Here is a 23,247-nt window from a genome sequence, read left to right as displayed (position 1 = left end):
GGGCGCATGACCCTGGAGGACCTGGTACGGCTGCGCCGCGCCCGGGACGTGATGGACCGTGACTACGCCCAGCCCCTGAACGTTCCCGCGCTGGCGAACGTCGCCCTCATGTCGCCGGGGCACTTCTCCCGCAGCTTCCGTGCCGCCTACGGGGAGACGCCGTACAGCTACCTGATGACCCGCCGCGTCGAGCGGGCCAAAGCGCTGCTGCGGCGGGGCGACTTGAGCGTGACGGACGTGTGCTTCGCGGTCGGCTGTACCTCGCTCGGGTCGTTCAGCACCCGCTTCACCGAGCTGGTCGGCGAGAGCCCGAGCGTCTACCGGGCCCGCCGCCACGACGCCGGCGCCGCGATCCCGGCATGCGTCGCCAAGATCTTCACGAGACCAGTCAGGAACGGAGGAGCGGAAACCGGCGTCGCCTCGTAGCGTCGAAGGCATGAACATCAAGCTCGCACAGTGCTTCATCGCAGTCGACGACCATGACAAAGCGCTCGCCTTCTACCGCGACGTCCTCGGCCTGGAGGTCCGCAACGACGTCGGTTTCGAGGGGATGCGCTGGGTGACCGTGGGCTCGCCCGGCCAGCCGGACGTGGAGATCGTCCTCGAACCGCCGCTCGCCGACCCCAACGCCTCCCCCGCCGACCGGCAGGCGATGGCGGAACTGCTGGCCAAGGGCCTGCTGCGCGGGGTGATCTTCTCCACCGACGACGTCGACGCCACCTTCGAACGTATCCGGGCGGCCGGCGGCGAGGTGCTGCAGGAGCCGATCGACCAGCCCTACGGCGTCCGCGACTGCGCGTTCCGTGACCCGGCCGGCAACATGCTGCGTTTCAACCAGCCGCGCAAGCGGTAGTCACCGCCCACGGCAGGGGCCCGGCCCACGGATGGTGGGCCGGGCCGCCGCTGCGACCGTGCGTCGCTGCGACCGCGCCGCGCGGCACCGCACCGCCCCGCGGCACGAAGACGATCCGAACCAGACACCAGACGTACGGCTCGGGGCGGCCCCGACCGGTCCGGCGACGCCGACGGCGAGCGCCGAGGCGGCCCGCCCCACAGATGGAGACACGATGAGCAAGGCCAAGAGGACGGGCACGCAGGCGCCCGAGCCGCACGCTGCCGACAGCCACGACCTGATCCGCGTGCACGGCGCGCGCGTGAACAACCTCAAGGACGTCAGCATCGAGATCCCGAAGCGCCGGCTGACGGTGTTCACCGGCGTCTCCGGCTCGGGCAAGAGTTCGCTGGTGTTCGACACGATCGCCGCGGAGTCGCAGCGGCTGATCAACGAGACCTACAGCGCGTTCGTCCAGGGCTTCATGCCGACGCTGGGACGGCCCGAGGTCGACGTCATGGAGGGGCTGACGACGGCGATCATCGTCGACCAGCAGCGCATGGGCGCCGACCCCCGCTCCACGGTCGGCACCGCCACCGACGCCAACGCCATGCTGCGCATCCTCTTCAGCCGGCTCGGCAAGCCCCACATCGGCCCGCCCAGCGCGTACGCCTTCAACGTCCCCTCGGTCCGGGCGAGCGGCGCGATCACCGTCGAGCGCGGGGCGCAGAAGGCGGTGAAGGCGACCTTCAACCGCACCGGCGGCATGTGTGTGCGCTGCGAAGGCCGGGGCTCGGTCTCCGACATCGACCTCACCCAGCTCTACGACGACTCCAAGTCGCTCGCCGAGGGCGCGTTCACCATCCCCGGCTGGAAGTCCGACAGCCAGTGGACCGTGCAGGTCTACGCCCAGTCGGGCTTCGTCGACCCGGACAAGCCGATCCGCAAGTACACCAAGAAGGAGATGCAGGCCTTCCTCTACGGGGAGCCGGTCAAGGTGAAGGTCAACGGCGTGAACCTCACCTACGAAGGGCTGATCCCGAAGATCCAGAAGTCGTTCCTGTCCAAGGACAAGGACGCCATGCAGCCGCACATCCGGGCGTTCGTGGAGCGGGCGGTCACCTTCACCACCTGCCCCGAGTGCGAGGGCACCCGGCTCAGCGAGGGGGCCCGGTCCTCGAAGATCAAGCGGGTCAGCATCGCCGACGCCTGCGCGCTGCAGATCAGCGATCTGGCCACGTGGGTCCGCGGTCTCGACGAGCCCTCGGTGGCGCCGCTGCTCACCGCGCTGCAGCAGACCCTCGACTCGTTCGTGGAGATCGGCCTCGGCTACCTCGCGCTCGACCGGCCGTCGGGCACGCTGTCGGGCGGCGAGGCCCAGCGCGTCAAGATGATCCGCCACCTCGGCTCCTCGCTCACCGACACCACCTACGTCTTCGACGAGCCCACCGCGGGCCTGCACCCCCACGACATCCAGCGCATGAACGGCCTGCTGCGGCGGCTGCGGGACAAGGGCAACACGGTGCTCGTCGTGGAGCACAAGCCGGAGACGATCGCGATCGCCGACCACATCGTCGACCTCGGCCCCGGCGCCGGCAGCGCGGGCGGCACCGTCTGCTTCGAGGGGACCGTCGAGGAGTTGCGGGGCGGCGGCACCGTCACCGGCCGCCACTTCGACGACCGGGCCTCCCTCAAGGAGACGGTGCGCAGCGCCACCGGCACGCTGGAGATCCGCGGCGCGACGACGAACAACCTGCAGGGCGTCGACGTCGACATCCCGCTCGGGGTGCTGTGCGTCGTCACCGGAGTCGCCGGCTCCGGCAAGAGCTCGCTCGTGCACGGGTCGATCCCGGCGGGCGAGGGTGTGGTGTCGGTCGACCAGACCCCGATCAAGGGTTCGCGCCGCAGCAACCCGGCGACGTACACCGGCCTGCTCGACCCGATCCGCAAGGCCTTCGCGAAGGTCAACGGTGTCAAGCCGGCGCTGTTCAGCGCCAACTCCGAGGGGGCGTGCCCCACCTGCAACGGCGCGGGCGTCATCTACACCGACCTGGGGATGATGGCGGGCGTCTCCGCGACCTGTGAGGACTGCGAGGGCAAGCGGTTCGAGGCGTCGGTCCTGGACTACCGCCTCGGCGGGCGCGACATCAGCGAGGTCCTCGCGATGCCGGTGGCCGAGGCCGAGGAGTTCTTCTCCGCGGGCGAGGCGCACACTCCGGCCGCGCAGCGCATCCTGCGCCGGCTCGCCGACGTCGGGCTCGGCTACCTCACCCTCGGCCAGCCGCTGACCACCCTGTCCGGCGGCGAGCGCCAGCGCCTCAAGCTGGCCACGCACATGGCGGACAAGGGCGGCGTCTACGTCCTCGACGAGCCGACCAACGGCCTGCACCTCGCCGACGTCGAGCAGCTGCTCGGCCTGCTCGACCAGCTCGTCGACTCCGGCAAGTCGGTCATCGTCGTCGAGCACCACCAGGCGGTCATGGCGCACGCGGACTGGATCATCGACCTCGGCCCCGGCGCGGGCCACGACGGCGGAAAGATCGTCTTCGAGGGCACCCCCGCCGACCTCGTCACCGCCCGCTCCACCCTCACGGGCGAACACCTCGCGGCCTACGTCACCGCCTGACCGAGCCCCTCAATCCGCCCGTGAGACACCCAGGTCCTCCCGCATGGCGGTCCTCATGGCGGCGAGCAGCGCCCAGATGCCGTACTGGGCCCTGCCCGCCGTCTCCAGGGTCTCGCCCGGTTCGGGGGCACCGCGTTCGAGGCGTTTGACCTGCCCGTAGACCGCGGTCAGCGCCCGGTTGACGTCCTTCGCCCGGACGAGCACCTCGTCGGGGGCGATCATCTGTGCTTCCGAGTAGCGGTCGCGGTGGGTGTTCTTCGCCTCCTCGAGCGCGTCGACGTCCGCCTCCTGCACGCCGCGTTCCCGCAGGACGTGCAGGTGGCGGTTGAGCGCCGTGGTGAACTGCCTGGCGTCCCGGTTGAGTTCCGCGTAGCACGTGCGCCTCAGGGCGCGGTTCTCGCGGACCTCGTCGTGGCCGCGGACGAGTTCTATCTCCCGGCGTTTGGCGCGTTCGGAGCCGCGTTGGGTGAGGAGCGCTCCTCCCAGGGTTCCTGCAACACCCGCCACCGCGATGACCACCGAGCTGAGCTCCACCGACGCACCCCGTGACTTCTCCGGCCGTGTGCCCAGCGCGCACGGCCCCGGCCGTCAAGTCTGCGCTCCCCGGAGCCTGCCGGTGCCCCCGATACGCCGAAGTCAGGCGCGGAGGGCGGCTGTCGGCCGCGGGTCCCGCCCGGCCGCGGGTCCCGCGCCCGGGCGGGCGGGTGTGCGTCCCTATCCGAGTGGCAGGTCCAGATAGGAGGGGGTCGCCTCCGGTGACGTGAACGCCAGCGACGCGCGCGGCAGGTTGGCGTCGCCGTAGAAGGGGTCGCGCGCGTCGATCACCAGCATCAGCCGGTGGTCGCGCGGCACGTCGTACGCCGTCGCCTGGAGTTCGATGTCCGCGCTGATCAGGCTGTCGGGCGGCGAGTCGAGATCGCTGAACGGGGCGTGCGTGACGAGGTGCGCGTCGCCGTCTGGCGCCACGTCGAGGAGGTATGCGACGAAGGTGGACCCGGGGTTCGCCGCCCGGTACGTCACGCGCAGCCGCGGTATGCCGCGCAGCCGCACGGTCTCCGCGGCCGGGTCCGCGGTCCACACCGCGGCGACCGTGCGGTCGATGTCGTGGGTCGGATAGACCTTCGGGCGGCCGGCCATCTCCGCATGGCCCGACTCGACGATCCTGTCGGCGACGGTCGCCGGGGTGTCCATCCCGCACAGCACGGTCGCCGTCCAGCCGGCCTGCGGATCCTCGCCGAGCTCGCCGTCGTCCGCCAGGTGCAGCCGGTACACCTGTTCGGTCAGGGAGGGCCAGGTGGGACGGGGTTCGAGGGTCTTGCTCCACATGACCTCGCCGAGCACCTGCCCCTCGTCGCCGATGCCGTTGTCGATCCCCTTGAGGTGATGGTCGAACCAGCGGTGGGCGTCGCTCCAGATCCGGTTGGGCAGACCGAGCATGCCGCTCGTCTCGGGGCCGGAGTGGTCGCCGATGGAGAGGGCGAGGCGCTTGGGGCCGGTCAGCTCGTTGAACATCTTCAGGGTCTGGTTGGCCGGGAAGAGCGTCTCGTGCCAGGCGTGCGAGAAGAACACCGGCACCTGCCGGCGGTTGAGCTCCTTGATGTGACCGAAGGGCGAACGCGCCTCCGCCCAGCGCAGGGTGCCCTGGACGTCGCGGCCGGTAAGGATGTTGTCGAAGACGCTCTGGGTCTGCGGGCTCAGCCGCGCCTTCGCGGCGGCCGTGAGCAGCGCCCGTACGGCTGCGATGTGGCGCGTGGAGTTCTCGTAGAACGCCTCCCCGAGATCGCCCCAGGTGCTGAGGGCGACCACGGCGTCGATGCGGGTGTCGTGTGCGGCGACCAGTTGGCTGATGCCGGAGCCGTACGAGTCCCCGAGGAAGCCGATCTTCGTCACGGGGCCGGTGCTGCGCTCGATGATGTGGTCCAAGGCCCGGCTGCCGTCGGCGACGTCGAGCGGGCCCGCCACGTCGACCTGACCCTCGGAGCCGGCAAAGCCACGGGCGGAGTAGGCCAGGACGTTGTAGCCGTGGGTCGCGAAGCGGGTGGCCTGGACGGCGTACGTGAGCCAGCCCAGGCTCGTCCAGGGCGAGGGCATGACGACCACCGGGCGCGGCTGTGCCCCGGTGTGGCGCCAGAGCGCGGCGTCCAGGACGTCGCCGTCGGCGCCGGTCACCTTGCCGCGGGTGAAGACGGCGAGGGAGCGGACTTCGGCGATCTCGGCGGCGCGGGCGGGGGCGAGGCCGGTGACGTCGCCGCTCTCCAGGGCGGTGACGAAGGCGCGGAGGGCGGTCCCGTCGAGTTCGGGATAGAGGGAGAAGGGGGTTCGGGCGGCTGGAGTCACGTCAGTCCATCCTCTTCGTCGTCGTCTGAGTCGTCTTCGTCGAGTGACACGAACGTGGGGAGTGGTGCGTGGCGGGGCCCGGAGCGGAACGTTCAGTATCGACGGGACATCCGGTGACGTATCGCGAGTTTCCGGCTTACGGCCTGAATCGCGCCCTCCGTTCCCGCCGGCCGCCGCGCGGCGGGACCTGCGGTCGGCGCACCCCATGGCAACTCCCCGTAGCCCGCCGGGGTTTGGCGGGCGTGGCGGGAAGGCGCCGCCCCCCGAGAAAATCATGCAAGCACGCTTGATTGTTTTCTCGCGTGCTGCCAGTCTTCCCCTCACGCCGAGAGGGGAGCGCACCGTGACCGATCCGTCCGCCGCCGACGCCGTCGTCGCCGTCTTTGCCGATCTGCGCGAGGAGGGCCGTGAACTCGACGCCCTGGTGGCGGAGTTGTCCGCCGCCGACTGGGCCCGGCCCACCCCCGCGCCCGGCTGGACCGTCGCCCACCAGATCGCCCACCTGCACTGGACCGACCGGGCCTCGCTGCTCTCCCTCACCGACCCCACCGGCTTCGGCAGCATGGTCGAGCAGGCACTGAAGGCCCCCGACTCCTTCGTCGACGAGGGCGCGGAGGAGGGCGCGACGCTGCCGCCCGTCGAGCTGCTCGCCCGCTGGCGGGCCACCCGCGCCGCCCTCGACGAGGCACTCGCCGCGGCCTCGCCCGACACCCGGTTCCCCTGGTACGGCCCGCCGATGAAGGCCGCCTCGATGGCCGGCGCCCGGCTGATGGAGACCTGGGCGCACGGCCAGGACATCGCCGACGCCCTCGGAGTGCGCCGCACCCCGACCGGGCGGCTGCGGCACGTGGCGCGGATCGGCGTACGGGCCCGCGACTACGCCTACGCCGTACACGGCCTGCCCGCGCCTGTCGGGGAATTCCGGGTGGAGCTGACCGCCCCCGACGGCGCGCAGGTGTGGGCGTACGGCCCGCCCGGCGCTCCGCAGCGCGTCACCGGCCCGGCGCTCGACTTCTGCCTCCTGGTGACCCGGCGGGCGCACCGTGCCGACCTGGCCCTGACCGCCGTCGGCGCCGACGCGGACCGCTGGCTGGACATCGCCCAGGCCTTCGCGGGCCCGTCGGGACCCGGCCGCACCCCGGGAACCTCGCGGTGACGCGCCGGGCGCTCCTGATCGGCAACGCCTCCGGCTTCTACGGGGACCGCTTCAGCGCCCTGCGCGAGATGCTCACCGGCGGCCCCCTGGACGTGGTGACCGGGGACTACCTGGCCGAGCTGACCATGCTGATCCTGGGCCGCGACCGCCTGAAGAACCCCGGCCTCGGCTACGCCAAGACCTTCCTGCGCCAGCTGGAGGAAGGGCTCGGGCTCGCGCACGAGCGGGGCGTACGGATCGTCGCGAACGCCGGCGGTCTCAATCCGGCCGGACTCGCCGACGCGGTAAGGGCCTTGGCCGCCAAGACCGGTGTCCCCGTCCGCGTGGCCCACGTCGAGGGCGACGACCTCACACCGGGCGAGGACGGGGCACTGACCGCCAACGCCTACCTCGGGGGCGCGGGGATCACGGCCTGCCTGCGGGCCGGCGCCGACGTGGTCGTGACCGGCCGGGTCACGGACGCGGCGCTGGTGAGCGGCCCGGCGGCCTGGTGGTTCGACTGGGCTCCGGACGACTACGACCGGCTGGCGGGGGCGGTCGTCGCGGGCCACGTCCTGGAGTGCGGCACCCAGGCCACCGGAGGCAACTACGCCTTCTTCACCGCGCACGACGTCCGCCGCCCGGGCTTCCCCCTCGCGGAGATCTCCGCGGACGGCTCAGCGGTGATCACCAAGCACCCCGGCACGGGCGGAGCCGTCACCGCAGGCACCGTCACGGCCCAACTCCTCTACGAGACCCAGGGCGTGCGCTACCTCGGCCCGGACGTCACGGCCCGCCTGGACACCGTCAGGCTGACGGACGAGGGCGCCGACCGCGTACGCATCACCGGAGTACAGGGCGAACCCCCGCCGCCCACCCTCAAGGTGGGCGTCACCCGCCTCGGCGGCTGGCGCAACGAGGTCGTCTTCGTCCTGACCGGCCTGGACATCGAGGCCAAGGCGGCCCTGGTCCGCGCGCAGCTGTCCGAGGCCCTGGACGGCGTGGCCACCGCCGACTGGACCCTGGCCCGCACGGACCACGAGGACGCCCCGACACAGGAGACGGCGAGCGCACTGCTGCGCCTGGTGGTCCGCGACCCCTCCCCGGACCGCGTCGGCCGCGCCCTCAGCTCCACGGCGATCGAGCTGGCCCTGGGCAGCTACCCGGGCTTCCACGTCACCGCCCCACCGGGCCCGGCCCAGCCGTACGGGGTCTTCACGTCGGCCCTCGTCCCGGCCGCCGAGGTCCCCCACACCGCGGCCCTCCCGGACGGCACCCGACTGCAGATGACCGCTGCAGATCCAGCCTCGCCGGCGTTTGAGGCGCGGGGGTCCTGGGGCGGAGCCCCCGAAGCGTCCGGGGCGGAGCCACGGGACGGGGGTCTGGGGCGCAGCCCCGGTTCGGGAAGGGGCGGGGTGGGGGAGAGCCCCGCAGGGCCCACCACCCGCGCGCCCCTCGGGACACTGGCCGGGGCCCGCAGCGGCGACAAGGGCGGCGACGCCAACGTCGGCGTATGGGTCGAGTCCGACGCAGCCTGGGCCTGGCTGCACGACACCCTCACCACGGAGCTGTTCCAGCACCTGCTCCCCGAGACCCGCGCGCACGCAGTGCACCGCCACCCGCTCCCCAACCTCCGCGCGCTGAACTTCACCATCACCGGCATCCTCGGCGACGGCGTCGCCTCCGGCCACCGCTTCGACCCCCAGGCGAAGGCCCTCGGCGAATGGCTCCGCGCCCGCCACCTGGACATCCCGACCCACCTGCTGCGGCCCGCCCAGGGCCCCGCACCCGCCCCGGAGGGGACCGGCCCATGACCCGCCTCCGCACCACCGTCGATCCGCACGCCCCCGAGCACGCGCAGGCCCGTACCGCCGCGCTGGAACGCCTCGCCGCCCTCGACGCCGAGCACGCCAAGGCCCTGCAGGGCGGCGGTGAGAAGTACACGGCCCGCCACCAGGCGCGCGGCAAGCTCCTGGCCCGCGAGCGCATCGAGCTGCTCATCGACCCGGACACACCGTTCCTGGAGCTGTCCCCGCTGGCCGCCTGGGGCAGCGACTACCCCGTCGGGGCGTCCATGGTCACCGGCATCGGCACGGTCGAGGGCGTGGAGTGCCTGGTCACCGCCAACGACCCCACGGTCCGCGGCGGCGCCAGCAACCCCTGGACGCTGAAGAAGGCGCTGCGGGCCAACGAGATCGCCCGGCAGAACCACCTCCCCTGCATCAGCCTCGTCGAGTCCGGCGGCGCCGACCTGCCCTCGCAGAAGGAGATCTTCATCCCGGGCGGTGCGATCTTCCGCGACCTGACCCGGCTCTCGGCCGACGGCATCCCGACCGTCGCCGTCGTCTTCGGCAATTCCACCGCCGGCGGCGCGTACATCCCCGGCATGTCCGACCACACCATCATGATCAAGGACCGTTCCAAGGTGTTCCTCGGCGGTCCGCCCCTGGTCAAGATGGCCACCGGCGAGGAGAGCGACGACGAGTCCCTCGGCGGGGCCGACATGCACGCCCGCACCTCCGGCCTCGCCGACTACTACGCCCTCGACGAGCACGACGCGATCCGCCAGGCCCGCCGCGTCGTGGCCCGCCTGAACCACCGCAAGCCGTACCAGGACCCGCCGAAGGCCGAGGAACCCCTCTACGACCCCGAGGAACTCCTCGGCATCGTCCCGCCCGACCTGAAGACGCCCTTCGACCCGCGCGAGGTCATCGCCCGGATCGTCGACGCCTCCGACTTCGACGAGTTCAAGCCCCTCTACGGCACCAGCCTCGTCACCGGCTGGGCCACCCTCCACGGCTATCCGGTCGGCATCCTCGCCAACGCCCAGGGCGTGCTGTTCAGCTCCGAGTCCCAGAAGGCCGCGCAGTTCATCCAGCTCGCCAACCAGCGCGACATCCCCCTCCTCTTCCTCCACAACACCACCGGCTACATGGTCGGCAAGGAGTACGAGCAGGGCGGCATCATCAAACACGGCTCGATGATGATCAACGCGGTCTCCAACTCGAAGGTCCCGCACCTGTCCGTGCTCATCGGGGCGAGCTACGGCGCCGGCCACTACGGCATGTGCGGCCGCGCCTACGAGCCCCGCTTCCTCTTCGCCTGGCCCAGCGCCAAGTCCGCCGTCATGGGGCCCCAGCAGCTGGCCGGAGTGCTCTCCATCGTGTCGCGGCAGTCGGCCGCCGCGAAGGGGCAGCCGTACGACGAGGAGGCCGACGCCGGGATGCGCGCCTTCGTGGAGGCGCAGATCGAGTCGGAGTCCCTGCCGATGTTCCTGTCCGGGCGGCTGTACGACGACGGGGTCATCGACCCCCGCGACACCCGCACCGTCCTCGGCCTGTGCCTGTCGGCCGTCCACAACGCCCCCGTCGAGGGCGCCCGTGGCGGCTTCGGCGTCTTCCGGATGTGAGCCCGCACATGACTCAGCTGATCACCTCCCTGCTCGTCGCGAACCGGGGCGAGATCGCCGCCCGGATCTTCCGCACCGCCCGGGCCCTCGGCCTGGCCACGGTCGCCGTCCATTCCGACCCGGACGCCGACGCCCTGCACGTCCGCGACGCCGACGCGGCCGTCCGCCTGCCCGGCGCGGCCCCCGCCGACACCTACCTGCGCGGCGACCTGATCATCAAGGCCGCCCTCGCCGCCGGCGCCGACGCCGTCCACCCCGGCTACGGCTTCCTCTCCGAGAACGCCGACTTCGCCCGCGAGGTCCGGGCCTCCGGGCTCACCTGGATCGGCCCGCCCCCCGAGGCCATCGAGGCCATGGCCTCCAAGACCCGGGCCAAGGAGCTGATGCGCGCCGCCGGCGTACCGCTCCTCGACCCTGTCGACCCGGCCGCCGCCACCCCCGCCGACCTGCCCCTCCTGCTCAAGGCCGCGGCCGGGGGCGGTGGTCGCGGGATGCGCGTGGTCCGCGAACTCGACCGCCTCGGAGAGGCCCTCGACGGGGCCCGCGCCGAGGCCCGATCGGCCTTCGGTGACGGCGAGGTGTTCGCCGAGCCCTACATCGAGCGGGGCCGCCACGTCGAGGTGCAGATCCTCGCCGACGCCCACGGCACCGTCTGGGCACTCGGCACCCGCGACTGCTCACTCCAGCGCCGGCACCAGAAGGTCATCGAGGAGGCCCCCGCGCCCGGGCTGCCGGAAGAACTGCGCGAGAACCTCCACTCCGCCGCCGTCGCCGCCGCCCGCGCCGTCTCCTACCAGGGCGCCGGTACCGTCGAGTTCCTCGTCACCGCCGACGGACGCCCGTACTTCCTGGAGATGAACACCCGCCTCCAGGTCGAACACCCCGTCACCGAAGCCGTCTTCGGCCTCGACCTCGTGGCACTCCAGCTGCGGGTCGCCGAGGGCGAGGCACTGCCTCCCGCGGCCCCGGAGCCCACCGGCCACGCCGTCGAGGCCCGCCTCTACGCCGAGGACCCCGCCCAGGACTGGCGTCCGCAGACCGGCGTCCTGCACACCCTCGCCATCCCCGGCGAGGTCCGTGTGGACACCGGCTTCACCGACGGGGACACCGTCGGCATCCACTACGACCCCATGCTCGCCAAGGTCGTCGCCCACGCCCCCACCCGCGCCGAGGCGGTCCGCACCCTCGCCCACGCCCTCGCCGGAGCCCGCATCCACGGACTCACCACCAACCGCGAGCTCCTCGTACGGTCCCTGCGCCACCCGGAGTTCACCACCGGGCAGCCCGACACCGGCTTCTACGAGCGCCACCTCACCACGCTCACCGAGGGCACCCCGGACGCCACCCCGGCCGCCCTCGCCGCGGCCCTCGCCGAAGCGGCCCCGGCACCGGACGCCCCCCTCGCCTCCCGCCTCGGCGGCTGGCGCAACGTCCCCTCCCGGCCGCAGGTCCGCCGCTACACCGCGGCCGGCACCGAGTACGAGGTCCGCTACCGCTCCTGCCCCCGTCTCCCGCCCCGCCTCGTCGACCACCCCGGCATCCGGGTCCTGGCCGCCACCCCCACCCTCGTCACCCTCGAAGTCGAGGGCATCCGGCGGGTGTTCCACGTGAAACGTAATTCGAACAACCCCGGCAGGACCGACCGGACCGAGATCTACGTGGACTCCGCGCTCGGCGCCCACACCCTCACCCCCGTCCCCCGGTTCCCCGACCCCCAGGACCGCACCGAACCGGGCTCCCTGCTCGCCCCCATGCCAGGCACCGTCGTCCGCATCGCCGAGGGCCTCGCCCCCGGCCGTCCCGTCACCGCCGGGCAGCCCCTGCTCTGGCTGGAGGCCATGAAGATGGAGCACCGCATCGTCGCTCCCGCCTCCGGCACGCTCACCGCGCTCCACGCCGTCACCGGCCAACAGGTCGAATTCGGCGCCCTGCTCGCCGTAGTCCAGGAGGAACCGCCGTCATGAGCTCCGCCACCAGCACCGTCGAGACCCAAGAGCACAAGGCCCTGCGCGCCGCCGTCGCCGCCCTCGGGCAGCGCTACGGCCGCGAGTACCTCGCCCGCGTCGCCCGCGAGGGGGGCCACCCCGACGAGCTGTGGGCCGACGCCGCGAAACTCGGCTACCTCGGGGTGAACCTCCCCGTGGAGTACGGCGGCGGAGGCGGCGGCATCGCCGAACTGTCCATCGTCCTCGAAGAACTCGGCGCCGCGGGCTGCCCGCTGCTCATGATGGTCGTGTCGCCCGCCATCTGCGGCACGGTCATCGCCCGCTTCGGCACCGAGGCCCAGAAGCAGGCCTGGCTCCCCGGCCTCGCCGACGGCAGCCGAACCATGGCCTTCGGCATCACCGAACCCGACGCCGGATCCAACTCCCACCGGATCACCACCACGGCCCGCCGCGACGGCGACGACTGGGTCCTCACCGGCCGCAAGGTCTTCATCTCCGGCGTCGACATCGCCGACGCCACCCTCGTCGTCGGCCGCACCGAGGACGCCCGGTCCGGACGCCTCAAGCCCTGCCTCTTCATCGTCCCGCGCGACACCCCCGGTTTCTCCCGCACGGTCATCGACATGGAACTCCAGGCCGCGGAGAAGCAGTTCGAACTCGTCCTCGACGAGGTGCGCCTGCCCGCCGACGCACTCGTGGGCGACGAGGACGCGGGCCTGCTCCAGCTGTTCGCCGGACTCAACCCCGAGCGGATCATGACCGCCGCCTTCGCCATCGGGATGGGCCGCTACGCCCTCGCCAAGGCCGTGGACTACGCGAAGACCCGCCAGGTGTGGAGGGAGCCGATCGGCGCCCACCAGGCCGTGGCCCATCCGCTGGCCCAGGCACACATCGAGCTGGAACTGGCCCGCCTGATGATGCAGAAGGCCGCCGGGCTGTACGACGCGGGCGACGACATGGGGGCGGGGGAGGCCGCGAACATGGCGAAGTACGCCGCGGGGGAGGCGTGCGTGCGGGCGGTGGACCAGTCCGTGCACACCCTCGGCGGCAACGGACTCACCCGCGAATACGGCCTGGCCTCGCTGATCACCGCGTCCCGAGTCGCCCGGATCGCCCCCGTCAGCCGGGAGATGATCCTCAACTTCGTCTCCCACCAGACCCTGGGCCTGCCGAAGTCGTACTAGGCGGGTCCGCTGCGCGGAGCCTCTCCCCGCCCCACCCTTCGACCGTTCCCCGGGCTCCGCCCCGAGCTCCGCGCCTCAATCGCCGGCGGGGCTCAATGACCGGGGCTCCGCCCCGAGCCCCGCGCCTCAAATGCCGCTCAGCCCGGCGGCGTTCGAGGAGCGGGGTGAGGCGGAGCCCCAGGCCCCGGTGAGCCGGGCTTCGGCGGAGCCCAGGCGGCCGAGCCGCAGGCGGCCCGCATACCCTCACCGGGAGGACCGGCCCATCTCGTACGCCCCGCACACCGTTCCGGAGGAGACATGGCCACACCCGTACACACCGCAACCGCGGCCGGAGTCACCACCCTCACCCTGGACTCCCCGGCCAACCGCAACGCCCTCTCCGCAGAGCTCCTCGCAGACCTCCGGGCCGCCCTCGCCGCGGCGGGCGCGGATCCGGCGGTCCGCGCCGTCGTCCTCACCCACACCGGCACCACCTTCTGCTCCGGGGCCGACCTCAAGGCCCCCTTCGACCCGGCCGACTTCGTGGCCCTGCTCAGTGAGATCGCCGGGCTGCCCAAGCCCGTCATCGCCCGGGTCACCGGCCACGTCCGGGCCGGCGGCCTCGGCCTGCTCGGCGTCTGCGACATCGCCGCCGGCGGACCGCAGTCCTCGTACGCCTTCACCGAGACCCATCTCGGCCTCGCCCCCACGGTGATCTCCATCCCGCTGCTCCCGCGCCTCGACCCGCGCGCCGCCGCCCGTTACTTCCTCACCGCCGAGGCCTTCGACGCCGCCGAAGCCGCCCGGATCGGCCTGCTCACCCTGCACGCGGAGGACGTGGACGAGGCCCTGGCTCCCGTACTCGCCGGCCTGCGCAAGGCCTCCCCGCAGGGCCTGGCCGCGACCAAGGCGCTGACGGCCGCCGCCGTGCGCGAGGCCCTGGAGCGCGACGGCGCCCGCCTGACGGTGCTGTCCGCGGGACTGTTCGCCTCCCCCGAAGGCCGCGAGGGCATCACCGCCCGCTTCGAGCGCCGGGAACCGTCATGGGCACTGTGACCGGCGCGACCGGCCCCAAGCAGGCGCGCAGCCGCGTCACCCGCCGCCACCTCCTGGAGGCGGCCGTGTCCTGCCTGGCGGAACACGGGTGGGCGGGTTCCACCGTCGCCGTCGTCGCCGAACGGGCCGGCGTCTCGCGCGGCGCCGCCCAGCACCATTTCCCAACCCGTGAGGACCTGTTCACCGCGGCCGTCGAGTACGTGGCCGAGGAGCGGTCCACGGCCCTGCGCGACCTGTTCCACGCCGGCCCGGCGGCCCGCCCGGCCGTGGTGGAGGCACTCGTGGACCTGTACACGGGCACTCTCTTCCGGGCCGCGCTGCAGCTGTGGGTCGCCGCATCCAACGAGGAGCAGCTGCGCCCCCGGGTCACCGAACTGGAGGCCAGGGTCGGCCGCGAGACCCACCGCATCGCCGTCGAGCTGCTGGGCGCGGACGAGTCCGTGCCGGGGGTACGGGAGACCGTGCAAGGCCTCCTCGACATGGCCCGCGGCCTGGGCCTGGCCAACGTCCTCACCGACGACACGGCCCGCCGGGCCCGCGTGGTGGCCCAGTGGTCCCGCATCCTCGACGGGGCCCTGGTCTGAGACCCCGGCGGGGCCCTGGCCTGAGACCCCCGCCGAGGAACGGGCAGGGGGCACGGCCGGCGAAACGGCAGGGCGCCGCACCCCCGGTACGGGATACGGCGCCCAGCGGCTGCCCGTTACGGGATCACGCGGTCTCGGCGATGTCCGCGTAGCCCTCGATCTCCTGCGGGTTGCGCCGGCCCGGCCCCGTGTAACGGGCCGACGGCCGCACCAGGCGGCCGGTGCGCTTCTGCTCCAGGATGTGCGCCGACCAGCCCGCGGTACGGGCGCAGCTGAACATCGACGTGAACATGTGCGCCGGCACCTCGGCGAAGTCCAGCATGATCGCGGCCCAGAACTCCACGTTGGTGGCCAGCACCCGGTCGGGGCGGCGCGCGTGCAGCTCTTCCAGCGCGGCCTTCTCCAGCGCGGCGGCCACCTCGTAGCGCGGGGCGTCCAGCTCCTTGGCGGTGCGCCGCAGCACGCGGGCGCGCGGGTCCTCGGCGCGGTAGACGCGGTGCCCGAAGCCCATCAGGCGCTCGCCCTTGTCCAAGGCCTTCTTCACGTACGCGACGGCGTCGCCGGTGCGCTCGATCTCCTCGATCATGCCGAGCACGCGGGACGGCGCCCCGCCGTGCAGCGGTCCCGACATCGCGCCCACGGCTCCGGACAGTGCCGCGGCGACGTCCGCACCGGTGGAGGCGATCACCCGCGCCGTGAAGGTGGAGGCGTTCATCCCGTGCTCGGCGGCGGAGGTCCAGTACGCGTCGACGGCCTTGACGTGCTTCGGGTCCGGCTCGCCCCGCCAGCGGATCATGAACCGCTCCACCACGGACTCGGCCTTGTCGATCTCCTGCTGCGGCACCATGGGCAGGCCCTGGCCGCGGGCGGACTGGGCGACGTACGACAGCGCCATCACGGCCGCGCGCGCCAGGTCGTCGCGGGCGGTCTGCGCGTCGATGTCCAGCAGCGGTTTCAGACCCCACACGGGGGCCAGCATGGCCAGCGCGGACTGGACGTCCACGCGGATGTCACCCGAGTGGACCGGGATCGGGAAGGGCTCGGCGGCCGGCAGGCCGGGGTTGAAAGCACCGTCGACCAGAAGACCCCAGACGTTCCCGAAGGAGACGTGGCCCACGAGGTCTTCGATGTCGACGCCCCGGTAGCGGAGCGATCCGCCTTCCTTGTCGGGCTCGGCGATCTCCGTCTCGAACGCGACGACCCCTTCGAGCCCGGGTACGAAGTCGGACATCAGGCGGCTCCTCAGATAGTGCGAACACGCGCGGCTCCCGGCGTGACTCGCGGTCCGGCGCGGTCATCCCCGTTGATGCCCGGCAGGGCCGATGGTCACCCGCTTGGGCACCTTCGGACCGGCCCCAAGATTTTGGCCGCTCCGCCGCGACTGCGGAAGCGTGACATACGGCACACCGTCACCGGTCCCGCTGCGGCAGGATGGCACGCGTGACCGATCAGGACATTGACCCCGCCATGATGCGCAAGCAGTACCGCTCGGAGATCGTCCACGAGGAGACCCTCGCCGAGGGCCCGATGGACCAGTTCGCCCTGTGGTTCCAGCAGGCCGCGGACTCGCACCTCTTCGAACCGAACGCCATGATCGTGTCGACGGCCACCGCGGACGGACGGCCCAGCTCGCGCACGGTGCTGCTGAAGCAGTTCGACGGGCGGGGCTTTGTGTTCTTCACCAACTACGCCTCCCGCAAGGGCCGCGAGATCGCCGAGAACCCGTACGTCTCCCTGCTCTTCCCCTGGCACCCGATCTCCCGCCAGGTGGTCGTCACCGGCACGGCGACCCGCATCGGCCGCGACGAGACGGCGGCGTACTTCCGCTCCCGCCCGCACGGCTCCCAGCTGGGCGCCTGGGCGAGCGAGCAGTCCAGCGTGATCGGCTCCCGCGCGGAGCTGGACCGCCGCTACGCCGAGCTCGCCGCCCGGTACCCGGAGGGCGAGCAGGTCCCGGTCCCGCCGGAATGGGGCGGTCTGCGTGTGGTCCCGGACGCGGTGGAGTTCTGGCAGGGCCACGAGAACCGCCTGCACGACCGCCTGCGCTACGTCCTGGACGCGGACAAGTGGCGCATCGAGAGGCTCTGCCCCTAGGGAAGCAGACGACCCGCGGGCTCGGGTCTCTCCCCTGCAGTGGGAGAAGCCGGCCGGACGTACCGGCGAGCCCGCGGGTCGGGTGACTGCTGTGGATTGGCGCCTGGCGATCCCGCCGGGCACCGCACTGGGTGCGTGCGACGACGGGCGCTTAGCCCGCAGCCACCTCACGCGTCCGGTTTCCGTACATTGCGGGAACCACCTCCCTTCTCGTGTACGTCCGAGCCTAGGCAGGCATCGCGGCAGCCACAACCGTTTATCTCCGACGGCCGTGTGCGCGGCGGGCCGGCGACGCGACGGGTCCAGGAGCTGTGGGGGGAAACCATGCAAGAAGCCGCGCTGCCGCGCGAGTACCGGCACGACCGGCGCCATTCGACCGCCGTGATCGTTCTGCTGGTCGGCAAACTCGTCCTGCTCGGCATCCTCTCCCTGGAGCTGCCCTGGCCCGGCTGGCTGAAGGGGCTGATCCTGGCCCTGTTCGCGGCCTTCGTCGCATTGGCCATCGCCGCGAGACCGCGCCAGTTCACGCGCGTCGACGGCCAGGGCGTCACCCGCTGCAACGGGCTGGGCGTGCGCCGTCTGGCCTGGAGCGAGCTCCATGACATCCGTACGGTGACCGTTCCGCAGCCGAACGCCGGGGCCTCGATCGTCACCTACGCCTACCTCGGCGACGGCCGGCGGCTGCTGCTGCCGTGCGTGGACGACGAGGAGCTGCCGGACGCCGAACGGGAAGCCCTCGTCCTGCGGTCCCTCCTGGAGGAGCTGCGCGGGGCCGACTGGACACCGGATGCGCAGGCCGAGGCGCGGATCGCCCGGCAGAACGCGCGGTGGGAGAGGCTGTACCGGCCGTCCACCGCGTGGTGGATCGGGGGCGGGATCGTGGTCGCGATCATGGCCGGCGTCCTGGGCTACGCCGCGTTCCCCGGCCCCTCCTGAGCGGAGCCGGGCCGGACCCCGGTGAGACTCGGAACGGACCCGGGCCGGACGCGGGGCGGAGGGTCACCGGATTTCTCGTACCCAATCCGGGGAAAGCGGTGTGGGGTGCGTCACGTTCCAGTTGAATGATCTGACGTGCCGCACACGCGAACGCCTGCTGGGGGTGCCAGGTGACTGCTTCCGGGCGTAACGAGACCACCGACGATCTGCTCGCCGCGCTGCTGGACGGGATGGACGCCGCCTTGTGCGCGTTCGACGCCGACGGTGTGATCACCCACTGGAACCGTGAGGCCGAGCGGATCCTGGGCTGGTCCGCCGGTGAGGCCGTGGGGCGCAAGGGGTTCGCGGGGTGGGCGGTACGGGCCGCCGACGCGCAGGACGTGCAGGACAGACTCATGGCGGCCCAGCACGTGCCCGGCCGGCAGGTCAACGAGTTCGCGCTGCTGACCAAGAACGGCGGGCGCGTGCTCGTACGGACCCAGTCCGCCGGGGTGCCGGGCGCGGACGGGAAACCGGCCGGGGTGTACTGCGCCTTCACCGAGGTGCACGCGCAGATCGACCTGGAGCGGTCGATCGCGCTGAGCGAGGCCCTGATGGAGGACGCCTCGTGGGGCGTCGTCCTCGTCGACGTCGACCTGCGGCCCGCCGTGGTCAACGCACACGCCGCGCGCGCCTTCGGGACCGGCCGTACCGCGCTGCTCGGGCGGCCGCTCGGAGAACTGCTCACCCAGGGCGTGGAGGAACTCGAAGGCGCTCTGCAGCACGTACTCGCCGAGGGGGCGCCGCCCACGCCGGTGGAGATGTGGGTCGCGGTGCGCACGCCGGAGGGGGTGCGCCGCAGGTGCTGGCGGTGCGGGTTCCTGCGGCTGGCCTCGCCGCTCGCGGAGGAGCCGGTGCCGCTGGGTGTCGGCTGGCTGTTCCAGGACGTCACCGAGGCCCGGCAGGAGCAGCTGGACACGGCGCAGCTGCGGTTCCGGTCGCACCAGCTGCACCGGGCGGGGCGGGCCGCCGCCGAGTGCGAGGACCCGGCCGAGGCGGCCGCCGTACGCCTGGACTTCGCCCTCGCCGGTTTCGCCGAGCACGTACTGCTGGACGTACTGGATCCGGCGGCCGGTCCCGAGCGGCGAAGGCTCGTACGGTCCGTCGCGTCGCCGCCGGCGCTGTCGGGGCCCGGGTCGATCCCGGTGCGGTACGCGGCCGGACATCCGGCGCTGCAGGCGCTGGACCGGATCGGCTCGGTGCGGACCAGCGCCCCGCGCGGGGAGGCGGACGCGCAGTGGGCGCGGGCCCGTCAGTGGCCCGAGGGCGCGGCGCACGTGCTGTGCACGGTGCTGCGGAGCCGGGGGCGGACCCTGGGGGCGCTGACGTTCCTGCGCGGCCCGTCGCGGGTCGCCTTCGAGCGGGCGGACGCGGCGTACGCGGAGGAGGTCGCGGCCCGCGTCGCGGCCGACCTGGACCTGGCGGCGGGAGGCTCCGCGCCCTGAGGGCCTGTCGCCCTAGTCGCGGTCCGCCGGGTGGGCGAAGGCGAGGTCGAGCAGCTGCTGCGGGGTGTAGGCGCGCTGCGGGTCGCTGCGCAGGGCTTCGAGGAACGTCGGGTCGGCGGTGTAGTCGTACAGGCCGCTGCGCATGGCGGCGAGCTGCCGCAGGGTGATCCGGTCGCCGCCCGGGACTTTGTCGACGTAGTTCGAGATCGGGTCGTCGAGCTTGAGGCGTCCCTGGTCGACGAGTTGGAGGACGGCGGTGACGGTGAACGTCTTGGTGACGCTGCCGATGCGCATGTGGAGGTCGGACTTCATGGGAGTGCCGGACTGCCGGTCGGCCACGCCGAAGGACTTCACGTAGTCGCCGCGGCCTGGCATCCACAGGCCGACGATCACGCCGGGGATGGCGTCCTTCTTCATCGCCGCGGTGATCGCGGCGTCGAGCCGGGCGACGGTGGCCGGGTCGAGGTCCTGCGTGACGTGATCCCGGTCGGGGGCGTCCTGCCGACCGTCGTCCTGACGCCCGGCGGCGGAGAAGGCCGCGGCCTGGACGGCCTGGGCCGCCGGTGTACTCGCGGCGGCCGGGGCCGCCACGCCGCCCGTCACGAGCAGCAGGAGCGAGGCCGCACCGGCCCGCAGGGCCCGGCGGGAGGCGTGCGACGCGGTGGGTGTCGGGTTCGGGGCGGGAGTGGCGGACATACCCGGTCACCTCTGATCTCCGGGGCCCCGAGTTCTTCCCACCCATCGTAGGAACGGGGCCCGCGCCCGGCGACCGGCCGGGATCAGTGCCGGAAGAAGATCCGGTCGCCGTACTCTTGCAGCACGCGGCCGTTCCACTCGTGGCCGCCGTCGACGTTGCCCGAGCGCAGCAGCGGCGGCTCCACTCCTCGGTCGGCGAGCTCGCCGGCCGCCGCCGCCATGACCGCCTGCATGATCGCGCTGGTCACGACGGTGGAGGCGGGGGCGAAGGGCGCGTCGATGCCGTCGATGCTCAGCTCGGCGTCGCCGACCGCGATCTTGCTGTCGAGGACGACGTCGCAGTGGTCCTTGAGGAAGGTGCCGGAGACGTGCCGTGACTTGGTCTCCGTCGCGTACGCCACCGAGGTCACGCCGATGACCTTGAGGCCGATGGCGCGTGCGTTCATGGCCATCTCGACGGGCAGGGCGTTGCGCCCGGAGAGGGAGATGATCACGAGGACGTCGCCGTCGGAGGCGGGGCTGCTGTCCAGGACGGCGCCGGCGAGGCCGTCGACCCGTTCCAGGGCGCTGCCCAGCGTCGCGGGCATGACGTCGATGCCGACCGTGCCCGGGACGGCGAGGAAGTTCATCAGGGCCAGGCCGCCGGCCCGGTAGACCACGTCCTGCGCGGGCAGCGAGGAGTGCCCGGCGCCGAAGGCGAAGAGCCGGTTGCCGGAGGCGACGGCGTCGGCGATGAGGGAGCCGGCCTCGGCGATGTGCGCGGCCTCCTGGTCCCGCACCCGCTCCAGCAGGCCGATGGCGGCGTCGAAGAACTGACCGGCCAGCTTGCTCTCGCTCATACGCCGTTGGCCCTTCCAGAGGTGGGTGCGTCCGTGTCCGCCGCTCACCGTGCGGTCTGGACCAAGGGCGTGTCAATACGAACGTCAATCCCGCGTCAAACGTCCGGGCGGCGCCCGCCGGCGACATCCGGGCGATCTTCCTCCCCGATGTCCCGGGCCGCTCTTGACCCCGGGCACGGGACGGTTGTCTGTCCGATGCGTCAGAATTGGGGGCAGGGCCAGCGCACGCAATCCGAGGGGCACGAATGTCCGGACTGATCGATACCACGGAGATGTATCTCCGCACCATCCTTGAGCTGGAAGAGGAAGGTGTGGTCCCCATGCGCGCCCGTATCGCGGAGCGGCTCGACCAGAGCGGTCCGACGGTGAGCCAGACGGTGGCGCGGATGGAGCGGGACGGCCTGGTGGCCGTCGCCAGCGACCGGCACCTTGAGCTGACGGACGAGGGGCGGAGGCTGGCGACGCGCGTGATGCGCAAGCACCGGCTCGCCGAGTGCCTGCTCGTCGACGTCATCGGCCTGGAGTGGGAGCAGGTGCACGCCGAGGCCTGCCGCTGGGAGCACGTGATGAGCGAGGCGGTGGAGCGGCGGGTGCTGGAGCTGCTGCGCCACCCGACCGAGTCGCCGTACGGGAATCCGATCCCCGGGCTGGAGGAGCTGGGGGAGAAGGCGGAGGCCGACCCCTTCCTGGAGGACGGCATGGTCAGCCTGTCCGAGCTCGACGCGGGCAGCGAGGGCAAGACCGTGGTCGTGCGCCGGATCGGTGAGCCGATCCAGACGGACGCGCAGCTGATGTATACGCTCCGGCGGGCCGGGGTACAGCCCGGCTCGGTGGTGAGTGTGACCGAGTCTCCGGGGGGTGTTCTGGTCGGCAGTGGCGGCGAGGCCGCCGAGCTGGATGCGGAGGTCGCCTCGCACGTGTTCGTGGCGAAGCGCTGATCCTGCGGTCGGCGTTCGCGCCGGCGTGGATCCGTCCGTAAGGGACCTCACCCCTGCGGGCCTTACGGATCGGTTGTGGTGTGGGCGGTCCCGGCGCCTTGCGGCGCCGGGACCGGTCCTCCCCTTTGCGACCTGGAGCCCCGAGCTCTCAAGGTCATCCCCTCGGACCGTCTTCCCCGAGCGGCCCGCCTCCCTGTTGAAAGGATCTCCATCGGCAGCGGCGGCCAATCCTTGAGCAAGGTCACTCGAAAGAGCGGTGTTGTGGGCGAGAACCCCGTTTTCGAATACGGGTTCGATAGTCTGGCGGGGAGCGAAGGGGGTGCATCTGCGGTGGTACAGCGCATCGATGTGACGGGAGCCGACGGTGTCCGCCTTGCCGCCTGGGAGTTCCGCGACGCACCGGCAGAGGCCGACCCACGCCCCGGGGTGCTGTTACTGCACGGTCTGATGGGCCGGGCCTTCCACTGGACCGGCACCGCCCGCTGGCTCCGCGAGCGCCACCGCGTCGTGGCCCTGGACCAGCGCGGACACGGCCAGAGCGACCGCCCGTCCACCGGTCCCGAGGTCCACACCTCCTTGGGGCGCGAGGCCTTCGTGGCCGACGCCGAGGCCGCCGTCGAGCAGCTCGGCCTCGCCCCCGTGACGTTGATCGGCCACTCCATGGGCGCGCTCACCGCCTGGCAGCTCGCGGCCCGCCGCCCGGACCTGGTCGCAGCCCTGGTCATCTGCGACATGCGCGCCTCGGCCCTCGGTGCGGCCTCCCAGCAGGACTGGGAGGACTGGTTCCACCACTGGCCCCTGCCCTTCCCCACGCAGGACGCGGCCCGCCGCTGGTTCGGCGAGGACGACCCCCGGGTGGAACGGCCCGACCCCGGCCGCGGCGCCTTCTTCGCCGAGGTCATGCACGAGGCCCAGGACGGCTGGCGACCGGTCTTCTCCCGGCGCCAGATGCTGACGGCCCGTGAGACCTGGGTCTACGACGCCCACTGGGAGGAACTGGCCCAGGTCCGCTGCCCGACCCTGGTGGTCCGCGGCCTCGACGGCGAACTGGGCCGGGCCGAAGCGCAGGAAATGGTCCGCGTCCTCCCGGCCGGCCGCTACGCGGAAATCCCCGACGCCGGCCACTACCTCCACTACGACCAGCCGACGGCCTGGCGCGCGGCCGTGGAACC

20 protein-coding genes are annotated in these 23,247 nt (G+C 72.6%); 15 read left to right on the top strand and 5 right to left on the bottom strand.

The window, feature by feature from the left end:
• Nucleotides 1–6 precede the first annotated feature (6 nt).
• The 3 genes from ACWGIF_RS23115 (at nucleotide 7) to ACWGIF_RS23105 (ending at nucleotide 3,458) form a co-directional block, all read left to right on the top strand.
• Nucleotides 7–426, top strand: coding sequence for a helix-turn-helix transcriptional regulator (locus tag ACWGIF_RS23115; RefSeq protein WP_453500260.1), 420 nt, complete (start codon nucleotides 7–9; stop codon nucleotides 424–426).
• Between the two features lie 10 nt (nucleotides 427–436).
• Nucleotides 437–853 carry a VOC family protein gene (locus ACWGIF_RS23110; RefSeq protein WP_453500258.1) on the top strand — a complete coding sequence of 139 codons (417 nt, stop codon included), beginning with the start codon at nucleotides 437–439 and terminating at the stop codon, nucleotides 851–853.
• A gap of 214 nt (nucleotides 854–1,067) precedes the next feature.
• Nucleotides 1,068–3,458 (top strand): ATP-binding cassette domain-containing protein, encoded by a 2,391-nt coding sequence (locus ACWGIF_RS23105; RefSeq protein ID WP_453500256.1) that lies wholly within the window; start codon nucleotides 1,068–1,070, stop codon nucleotides 3,456–3,458.
• 9 nt (nucleotides 3,459–3,467) lie between these two features.
• Here ACWGIF_RS23105 and ACWGIF_RS23100 read toward each other — a convergent pair whose 3' ends face one another.
• Nucleotides 3,468–3,992: a hypothetical protein gene (locus ACWGIF_RS23100; RefSeq protein ID WP_453500254.1), complete on the bottom strand. Its 525-nt coding sequence runs from the start codon at nucleotides 3,990–3,992 to the stop codon at nucleotides 3,468–3,470.
• Nucleotides 3,993–4,172: 180 nt separating this feature from the next.
• Nucleotides 4,173–5,795: a CocE/NonD family hydrolase gene (locus ACWGIF_RS23095; protein ID WP_453500252.1), complete on the bottom strand. Its 1,623-nt coding sequence runs from the start codon at nucleotides 5,793–5,795 to the stop codon at nucleotides 4,173–4,175.
• Nucleotides 5,796–6,138: 343 nt separating this feature from the next.
• On the opposite strand from ACWGIF_RS23095, the gene ACWGIF_RS23090 reads away from it, so the two are divergent.
• From ACWGIF_RS23090 to ACWGIF_RS23060, 7 genes are all read left to right on the top strand, one after another.
• Complete coding sequence (locus ACWGIF_RS23090; protein ID WP_453500250.1) at nucleotides 6,139–6,951, top strand: TIGR03084 family metal-binding protein; 813 nt, start codon at nucleotides 6,139–6,141, stop codon at nucleotides 6,949–6,951.
• A 68-nt stretch (nucleotides 6,952–7,019) separates the two neighbouring features.
• Nucleotides 7,020–8,744, top strand: coding sequence for an acyclic terpene utilization AtuA family protein (locus ACWGIF_RS23085; protein WP_453500307.1), 1,725 nt, complete (start codon nucleotides 7,020–7,022; stop codon nucleotides 8,742–8,744).
• Nucleotides 8,741–10,339, top strand: a complete 1,599-nt coding sequence (locus ACWGIF_RS23080) for an acyl-CoA carboxylase subunit beta (protein ID WP_453500248.1) — start codon at nucleotides 8,741–8,743, stop codon at nucleotides 10,337–10,339. The genes ACWGIF_RS23085 and ACWGIF_RS23080 overlap by 4 nt, the downstream gene beginning before the upstream one ends.
• A gap of 8 nt (nucleotides 10,340–10,347) precedes the next feature.
• On the top strand, nucleotides 10,348–12,303 hold the full coding sequence (locus ACWGIF_RS23075) for an ATP-binding protein (RefSeq protein ID WP_453500246.1): 1,956 nt from the start codon (nucleotides 10,348–10,350) through the stop codon (nucleotides 12,301–12,303).
• Nucleotides 12,300–13,469 (top strand): acyl-CoA dehydrogenase family protein, encoded by a 1,170-nt coding sequence (locus ACWGIF_RS23070; protein WP_453500244.1) that lies wholly within the window; start codon nucleotides 12,300–12,302, stop codon nucleotides 13,467–13,469. The genes ACWGIF_RS23075 and ACWGIF_RS23070 overlap by 4 nt, the downstream gene beginning before the upstream one ends.
• A 297-nt stretch (nucleotides 13,470–13,766) precedes the next feature.
• A complete protein-coding gene (locus ACWGIF_RS23065) occupies nucleotides 13,767–14,504 on the top strand; it encodes an enoyl-CoA hydratase family protein (protein WP_453500242.1) in 738 nt (245 codons plus the stop codon).
• The gene (locus tag ACWGIF_RS23060; RefSeq protein ID WP_453500240.1) at nucleotides 14,492–15,088 is read left to right on the top strand and encodes a TetR/AcrR family transcriptional regulator; all 597 of its coding nucleotides are present in this window, start codon (nucleotides 14,492–14,494) and stop codon (nucleotides 15,086–15,088) included. Before ACWGIF_RS23065 ends, ACWGIF_RS23060 begins: the two co-directional genes overlap by 13 nt.
• Nucleotides 15,089–15,212: 124 nt before the next feature.
• Here the strand turns inward: ACWGIF_RS23060 and ACWGIF_RS23055 are convergent, their stop codons facing one another.
• Nucleotides 15,213–16,319 carry a citrate synthase 2 gene (locus ACWGIF_RS23055; protein ID WP_453500238.1) on the bottom strand — a complete coding sequence of 369 codons (1,107 nt, stop codon included), beginning with the start codon at nucleotides 16,317–16,319 and terminating at the stop codon, nucleotides 15,213–15,215.
• Between the two features lie 200 nt (nucleotides 16,320–16,519).
• On the opposite strand from ACWGIF_RS23055, the gene pdxH reads away from it, so the two are divergent.
• The 3 genes from pdxH (at nucleotide 16,520) to ACWGIF_RS23040 (ending at nucleotide 19,602) form a co-directional block, all read left to right on the top strand.
• Nucleotides 16,520–17,182, top strand: a complete 663-nt coding sequence (pdxH, locus tag ACWGIF_RS23050; protein WP_453500236.1) for a pyridoxamine 5'-phosphate oxidase — start codon at nucleotides 16,520–16,522, stop codon at nucleotides 17,180–17,182.
• A gap of 324 nt (nucleotides 17,183–17,506) precedes the next feature.
• The gene (locus ACWGIF_RS23045; protein WP_453500235.1) at nucleotides 17,507–18,118 is read left to right on the top strand and encodes a PH domain-containing protein; all 612 of its coding nucleotides are present in this window, start codon (nucleotides 17,507–17,509) and stop codon (nucleotides 18,116–18,118) included.
• Nucleotides 18,119–18,288: 170 nt separating this feature from the next.
• Entirely contained in the window at nucleotides 18,289–19,602 is a 1,314-nt protein-coding gene (locus ACWGIF_RS23040) for a PAS domain-containing protein (RefSeq protein ID WP_453500233.1), read from the top strand.
• A gap of 12 nt (nucleotides 19,603–19,614) precedes the next feature.
• Here ACWGIF_RS23040 and ACWGIF_RS23035 read toward each other — a convergent pair whose 3' ends face one another.
• Nucleotides 19,615–20,298, bottom strand: a complete 684-nt coding sequence (locus tag ACWGIF_RS23035) for a serine hydrolase domain-containing protein (protein WP_453500231.1) — start codon at nucleotides 20,296–20,298, stop codon at nucleotides 19,615–19,617.
• Between the two features lie 83 nt (nucleotides 20,299–20,381).
• Nucleotides 20,382–21,137 carry an SIS domain-containing protein gene (locus ACWGIF_RS23030; RefSeq protein WP_453500229.1) on the bottom strand — a complete coding sequence of 252 codons (756 nt, stop codon included), beginning with the start codon at nucleotides 21,135–21,137 and terminating at the stop codon, nucleotides 20,382–20,384.
• A gap of 245 nt (nucleotides 21,138–21,382) precedes the next feature.
• Here ACWGIF_RS23030 and ACWGIF_RS23025 point away from each other — a divergent pair, with 245 nt between their 5' ends.
• Both ACWGIF_RS23025 and ACWGIF_RS23020 read left to right on the top strand, forming a co-directional pair.
• On the top strand, nucleotides 21,383–22,075 hold the full coding sequence (locus ACWGIF_RS23025) for a metal-dependent transcriptional regulator (RefSeq protein ID WP_453500227.1): 693 nt from the start codon (nucleotides 21,383–21,385) through the stop codon (nucleotides 22,073–22,075).
• 330 nt (nucleotides 22,076–22,405) lie between these two features.
• The coding region (locus ACWGIF_RS23020) for an alpha/beta fold hydrolase (protein WP_453500225.1) at nucleotides 22,406–23,247 on the top strand (842 nt) is incomplete at its 3' end.

The organism is Streptomyces sp. NPDC054849 (assembly GCF_053610945.1).
This window is presented reverse-complemented; position numbering and strand designations above follow the sequence as displayed.